General features: G+C 42.1%; 6 protein-coding genes and 1 riboswitch. Of the genes, 2 read left to right on the forward strand and 4 right to left on the reverse strand.

Annotated features, from left to right (window positions below):
• Nucleotides 1-106: 106 nt before the first annotated feature.
• The 3 genes from A142_RS09375 to A142_RS09385 all read right to left on the reverse strand — a co-directional run bounded on the left by A142_RS09375 (nucleotide 107) and on the right by A142_RS09385 (nucleotide 3,134).
• Nucleotides 107-568: a hypothetical protein gene (locus tag A142_RS09375; RefSeq protein ID WP_019820340.1), complete on the reverse strand. Its 462-nt coding sequence runs from the start codon at nucleotides 566-568 to the stop codon at nucleotides 107-109.
• The gene (locus A142_RS09380) at nucleotides 565-1,371 is read right to left on the reverse strand and encodes a winged helix-turn-helix domain-containing protein (RefSeq protein ID WP_019820342.1); all 807 of its coding nucleotides are present in this window, start codon (nucleotides 1,369-1,371) and stop codon (nucleotides 565-567) included. The genes A142_RS09375 and A142_RS09380 overlap by 4 nt, the downstream gene beginning before the upstream one ends.
• Nucleotides 1,372-1,763: 392 nt before the next feature.
• Complete coding sequence (locus tag A142_RS09385) at nucleotides 1,764-3,134, reverse strand: alanine/glycine:cation symporter family protein (RefSeq protein ID WP_019820344.1); 1,371 nt, start codon at nucleotides 3,132-3,134, stop codon at nucleotides 1,764-1,766.
• Nucleotides 3,135-3,262: 128 nt separating this feature from the next.
• Nucleotides 3,263-3,382, reverse strand: a riboswitch (glycine riboswitch).
• A 608-nt stretch (nucleotides 3,383-3,990) separates the two neighbouring features.
• Here A142_RS09385 and A142_RS09390 point away from each other — a divergent pair.
• The gene (locus tag A142_RS09390; RefSeq protein ID WP_019820347.1) at nucleotides 3,991-4,725 is read left to right on the forward strand and encodes a chromosome segregation ATPase; all 735 of its coding nucleotides are present in this window, start codon (nucleotides 3,991-3,993) and stop codon (nucleotides 4,723-4,725) included.
• A 326-nt stretch (nucleotides 4,726-5,051) separates the two neighbouring features.
• A complete protein-coding gene (locus A142_RS09395; protein WP_019820349.1) occupies nucleotides 5,052-5,279 on the forward strand; it encodes a hypothetical protein in 228 nt (75 codons plus the stop codon).
• A 101-nt stretch (nucleotides 5,280-5,380) separates the two neighbouring features.
• Here A142_RS09395 and A142_RS09400 read toward each other — a convergent pair whose 3' ends face one another.
• On the reverse strand, nucleotides 5,381-6,922 hold the full coding sequence (locus A142_RS09400) for an alanine/glycine:cation symporter family protein (protein WP_019820350.1): 1,542 nt from the start codon (nucleotides 6,920-6,922) through the stop codon (nucleotides 5,381-5,383).
• Nucleotides 6,923-6,978: the final 56 nt, after the last annotated feature.

Genomic DNA, 6,978 nt, shown 5'->3' on the forward strand with positions numbered 1-6,978 from the left:
CTTGCTGATATAGCCATAAAAATAACCATCCGTTTTTTATGTGTAATATTCAGGATGGTGTTAATTAAACGTCGATAAATTCAGTTGGTAGCCAAATAACGATAAATTATCGTTTAGCCAGAAGTTGTGTTCGCCCCGTATTACACGTTCGAATAATGGCAAATAAATCATTCGAACTTAAGACATCAACCTTCAACGTTAATGGGTCATTGTTGATGAGTAGATAGGGCGACAATAAGCTGTCATTCATTGTTTTATTTATTTTTTGTACTGAGACTAAATCAATGGTGCCAGATATTGCAAAGAAAAGTGATTGAGAAGGGCCAGCCTCACCTCTAAACCTTAGAACAATAGGGTCGGGCATGTTGTCATCTTGAACCGACATCAGGTGCAGAACTTTGTTGTTACTTATTTTGGTGAGCCCATCGGTACGTAATACATTTCCATCGAGTATGAGGTCTACCACGCTATGTTGGTAACGGTGCTCTTCTTGCGGTGGAGAGTTAGGAATACTCCATATGCCAACCAATAACGCTAACGAGGAAAACAGAGCTACAAATGGCATCATAATTGGCCTCTCTCTAGGAATAACGCTATCTCGCTACTCGCACGATCTAATTGCGTGGGTGTGTAAAAGATATTGACGGACTGGCGTGTATCTTTATTGAGTATTGAAAGCTCAGAGTAGTCAGGTTCTTCGCTAATGTATGCCACGCAATCACATTGATATTTATAGAGAATGGCTTCGAGTTCAGGGCTCATCGTCATTTCAGACTCTTGGAATACTTGAACCTGACCAACCCACTGTTCATTGAGTCGGTTGACTGAGTTGATATCGCCAAGGCTTCTGTCGTGCACTTTAGCAAAAGCCAACAGCGCTGATGCAAACAGCAAACAGCCCGTTATGAAGTAACACAGTCTAGTTCTGTGTGATCTGATTTTCTGGTGAGCAGGCGACGTTGGTTTAGGTATAGATTCATGGCTACTTGCAATAGAGGCCGCAATACTGCTGTTATCGAGTGGGACTTGATCGCTCACTGGAGTGAGAGGAATCGTGGTTCCGCTTTGTGGTTGCGACTCGATAAAGACGCAATCATCGATAAGGCGGTAACCAACCTTTGGTACCGTCACGATTGGCGTCTCTTTGATACCGAGCTTGACGAATCCTTGGCGGAGTAAACTGATGCATTTCGCAAGTGATGTATCACCAATGAATTCGCTTCCCCATGCGAAACTAATGATCTCTTGCTTATTCACAATCTCTGGTGAGTTTTTAAGTAATAACTCTAAAACACGAGTCTCACGATATCCTATTTTAATAGAACGTTTGTCGTTATAAATACGGTTTTTAATCGGGTCGAATCTGATCATATAGCCAACGTTTTATTTTTATTATAATTCTCTCAATAATTTAGATGACTATAAACTGACTATTATATGAATTAAAGTCACATGTTATATTCTGGTGTGTTTTTGAGTGGTCATAACAAAAGCGTTCTTTATTTGTTTATGAAAGAAACTCTGCCATTTAGTCACAATCTGTTAAATATAAGTAACATCTAATTAAGTGATGATTTTATTAGCGAGCTTTTAATTAGAGGGTTTTGGTTCAATCTTTACCAATAAATTAATTAGAACAGTGGTCTAATTAAAATCTTAATTTATTTGTGGATATACGATAGTAATAATTCAATCAGTTTAAGTATCGAAGGGATATAAAAAAGCCCGCATTTGAATGCGGGCTTTGGTTCAATCAATTCTGATTATACTTTAACAGCTTCACAATCTTTTGAAGACGTTAAAGGTTTGAAGAACAGCTTAGTTTCTTCGATAACAACATGGCGTAGTAAGATAAGGCCGATTAGGTTTGGAATTGCCATCAGGCCGTTGACGATATCTGCCAATATCCAGATCATGTCGAGCTTCAAGAATGCACCAGAAGCCACCAACGCAATGAAGATGATCTTATAAGGTAAGACTGCTTTAGTACCCAGCAAGAAAACAACACAGCGCTCGCCGTAGTAGTTCCAGCCTAAAATCGTAGTAAACGCAAAGAAGATTAGGCCAACTGAAACCAGCATAGGGCCAAGCGTGTCTGCATTCAGACCAACAGCAAATGCATGAGTGGTCATCGCAGCACCAGAAAGGTCAGTCTGCCAAGCGCCAGTTAAGATAAGTGCTAAACCTGTCATCGTACAAATGATGATGGTGTCGAAGAAGGTACCTGTCATAGAGACAAGGCCTTGCTTCACGCATGAATCTGTTTTTGCAGCCGCCGCCGCCATTGGTGCGCTACCTAGACCAGATTCGTTCGAGAACACACCACGAGCGATGCCTGATTGGATAGCAAGCATGATGCTTGCACCAAAGAAACCACCGGTTGCTGCTGTGTTGGTAAACGCAGAGGTAACAACAAGGGTAATAGCATTCAACAGTTGGTCTGCATTTGAAATCAGAACGCTTAAACATGCGACAACGTACATAACCGCCATAGTAGGAACAACTTTCCCTGCCACCTTAGCGATAGATTGAATACCACCAAGGGTTACCACTGCCACTAGTATCGTTAGAACGACAGCAGACATCTCACGAGAAGCACCAAATGAAATTTGAGTTGCGTCTAAGATAGCGTTTACTTGTGGGAAGGTACCAATACCGAAGCAGGCAACACCGAGCGCGAAGACAGCGAACATAACCGCCAAGATTCGTGAGCCGACACCGTATTGCAGGTAGTACATTGGGCCGCCAACCATTTCGCCATTGCTATCGGTTCTGCGGTATTTAACGGCAAGTAGACATTCTGCGTACTTGGTCGCCATGCCAAATACAGCGGCAAGCCACATCCAGAATAGGGCACCAGGGCCACCAATCTTGATTGCGGTCGCTACACCAACGATGTTACCTGTACCAATGGTTGCGGAAAGCGCGGTACACAAAGCGGCAAAACTTGATACGTCACCCGTACCGGATTTGTCTTTGCTGAATACCATTTTTAGCGCGCTTGGGAGGTGTCTAAACTGGAGTAAGCCTAAGCGAAAAGTAAAGTAGATACCTGTACCCACTAGCAGAATAAGCAGTGGTGGTCCCCAAACGAATTGGTTGATGGTTTGTAGTGTAGCTTGTAGGTGGTTCATAGATTCCCCTTAATAAATTAAAAATTTAAGGAGAAGAGGGAAGGCAGTGCAGATCACAGGGATCGGGAGCACTACTTAATACATACGGATTTCTAGATAGAATTCTTTTGTTAATTAAGGCTGTTGCTTTCCACTCCTCTGTCCTTTTGCCTGAGAGTTTCACTTAGCGAATCACTTATAGATAAGTAACGGGCACTAAGCTTGCTCCTTCGGCGACCGATCTAACGGTTCTCTCCAGAGGTTCCTCCAACGACAGTCCTCACTTTTCTGGATTTCTCCAGCATAAAGCACCTGAAAGATTTACTTCTTCGGCGGGTCAATCTAACTAAATGTTAATATTTAGTTAAAAACCACTCTCCTGCAGTCTTCATCGGAACAATTACCTAAATAATTAGGTAATCTGTAGGCGTATCCTAGATCATATAAAATGTGATGTCAGCTACAAAATATCTGTTTGCACAAATGTTGTTCAACTAAATGATCAAACAACGCGACTCTGACGTAACTTGCTTATTTAAATGGTATAAAATAGGGAAACAAGGAGGAGTTATGACTCGACTAATAGCGATTGTTTTTTTATTGGCTTTGGCATTTGTATTGTTTCGTTACCGGACCAACGAAAAACTGCAAAAATGGGTAGTGATAGTTATCGTTAGCAGCTTCCTTTTGTATACTGCCAGCTTGATGATTTCGGAGCTAACTCGTTAGACCGTCTGTGAGCAGATGGGGTGAACGTGTTAGTAAAGCTCAAGTGCTTGTGACTTGAGCGACAGGTTTAACTGAACCTACACAATCAGTATTGGTATTAGTACCAGTGACCGCGTAACGTTAAACATATTTTTGGGAGTACCCGCTAGTGAACCAGCAATCTGGACAAAGCGAACAAGATGAAGTGGTTGTTATTGAAGAACGCGATAAGCGCAGTCAGCTTTATATCGGCATTGCTGCGGTTATAGGTTTAGCTCTTGGTGGCTTAATCGGTTCTACAGTGACGGCTTCCAAGTGGGAGTCTACTTATCAGGTACTCGAAACTCGTTATCAAGAAGTGCGCGACAGCAAAACAGAATTGATGACGTCGGTTGAAGCTAAGGTGGCAAAAGTCGATACCGAGATCGACGCCAAAGTAGAAGTTGCGCTAGCGAAACAGGCTGAAGAGCATCAAAAAGAGCTCCAAGAGTTAGCGAAACAATCTGCGGTTTTAGAGAAGGCAAACTACTCGTTAGAGCAGCAGTTAAACGAACAAAAGCAAACGCTAGACAAAACAGAGCAAGATAACCAAAAGCTAAACCGTCAGGCGGATATGCAGTCGACCTTGTTTGAACGTTCTCGTGAACTGTTCCGTAAAGAATTACAAATATCTCAAGAACTTGAAAAGCTTGAGAAAGAAAGAGACGAGCTTGAACAGAACCTTGGTTCACTTAAGAAAGCGTGTGATGTGTTCTTAGATGGCACATCATGGGATGCGAAATCTGACGCGTGTGAGAAACAAGATAATGCCAACTCTAGACTGAGTGATATCAGACAGATGATTGAAGTCCACACCATGGATCTCAAGCAAATCAAAACACTTACTGAAGAGATGGGTTTATAAGTCGAAGGCTTTACCAACCTAACGTTAGTTTTGCACTAAATATTGAAACGCCCACATCACACTCGTGATGTGGGCGTTTTGCGTTTTCTCGAGAGCGTAGAGCCGATTCTTTCTCACTATTGATGATTTAAGTGTTTTCATTGTTTACTTAGATATTTGTGAATAGTTACGTATAACAACATGATGTGTTACTTGTTGCCTATTAAATGACTTTGCATGCATCTTTTCAGATCAGTGTCGCTGCATAATAGTGGTGTTCAGGACGAACACGCCGTCGATTGCTCGATTGCATTTGGACTGCTTTGACTACATGTAGGGATGGAGTGATGCAAGAGTATCTTTGTGAGAACTGCACCATAGCTTATTGTTTCGATGATTGTCGCTCTCCATTAGCGCAAAAAGAGATGATCGAAGTAGAGGAGTTGGTTCGTCGTGTCGAGGTTGAACACGATGATGAAAAGAGTGAAAAGGGCGAAAAGAGTGAGCAGGGCATTGAGGATAGCAACTCGCCTAATCATTCAGATATAAAAAATCCCCACAAGCAAAGCTGGTAGGGATTTTAGGTTAATTGCAGTACTGTTCTCGCTTTCTCAAGCAAAGGGTATTACAAAAATTTTTAGAACAGTGTTATTTGACGATAAGCACTGAAGATAAGTTATTTATCGTAAGTTTTGATTTCACCTGATTTCACACGAGCAACAAATGATTGCAGTTCTTTCTTCACAACAGGCATTAGGAAGTACAGGCCAAGAATGTTGAAGATAGACATCGCAAAGATAGCTGCATCAGAGAAGTCGATTACCGCGCCAAACTGAATCGTCGCACCAATAACAACAAACACACAAAACATCACTTTAAAAATCAGTTCCGTTGTTTTGCCTTCACCAAATAGGTAAGTCCACGCCTTAAGACCGTAGTACGACCAAGAGATCATTGTCGAAAACGCAAACATGATTACCGCAAGAGCGAGTGTGTATTTAAATACTTCTGCAGTTTCAGTAAACGATGCTGCAGTAAGTGTTACACCCGTTAAACCAGAACCATCGAATGGACCTACATTTAAGCCAGCGATAGTGATAACCAATGCTGTCATTGTACAAATGATTACCGTATCAACGAACGGTTCTAATAGTGATACTAGACCTTCGGTGATTGGCTCTTTTGTTTTAACCGCTGAGTGAGCGATAGCTGCTGAACCTACACCTGCTTCGTTCGAGAATGTTGCACGCTTCAAGCCTTGGATTAACGCACCAATGAAGCCACCAACGACACCTTCACCAGTAAATGCACCTGTAAAGATTGCGCTGAACGCAGGACCAACTTGATCAAGGTTAGAACCGATTACAATCAGAGCCATACCGATATACAGAGCAGCCATCCAAGGAACAACTTTTTCCGTTACCGATGCGATAGAAGGCATACCACCAACAATCACAGAGAAAACTAAAGAGGCGAGTACAAGGCCAGTGATCACACCGTATTCACTTGGTACATCAAATGCGTAAGTTAGCATCGCGTGTGCTTGGTTAGCTTGGAACATGTTACCGCCACCCAATGCACCTAAAATACACATCAGTGCGAAGCCAATAGCGAGCACTTTTCCTAGTCCACCTAAACCTCTTTCACCAAGGCCTTGGCTTAGATAGTACATTGGACCACCCGAAACAACACCTGAAGGTAGGATAGTTCGGTATTTCACACCTAAGGTACACTCACAGAACTTAGAAGCCATACCCAGAAGGCCACACAAGATCATCCAGAATGTCGCGCCAGGACCGCCAATCGCAAGTGCAGCACCCACACCGGCAATATTACCAAGCCCAACAGTTCCAGAAAGCGCGGTTGTTAACGCTTGAAAGTGAGAAACTTCCCCTTCGTGTTTGGAACTAGGGTCTGTGTACTTACCTTTAATAATGTCTATTGCCATCCCGACACGTTTAAATTGAACAAAGCCAAAGTAAACAGTAAAGATAATTGCAGCGAGCAATAGCCAGCCAACAATTATTGGAAAGCTTGCTTCACCTACAGGGACGCTTTTAAATATCAGTCCAACGAACCAACCTGTGTATTCGTTGAAAAATCCATCAACACTTTGACTTAAGTTACTGATAGCTTGATTAAATGATCCTTCTTCTGCAAATGCACTGGAACTAAATAATAATATAAACCCAAAAAATAATTCACGTAAGTTTTTCATGGTTTTCCCTGTCTTTTTTATTAAATTATGTTTGTTGCTGTTGCTGTTGCTGTTGC

This window comes from Vibrio splendidus 12E03, from assembly GCF_000272105.2.
In the GTDB taxonomy this organism is placed as follows: domain Bacteria; phylum Pseudomonadota; class Gammaproteobacteria; order Enterobacterales; family Vibrionaceae; genus Vibrio; species Vibrio splendidus_I.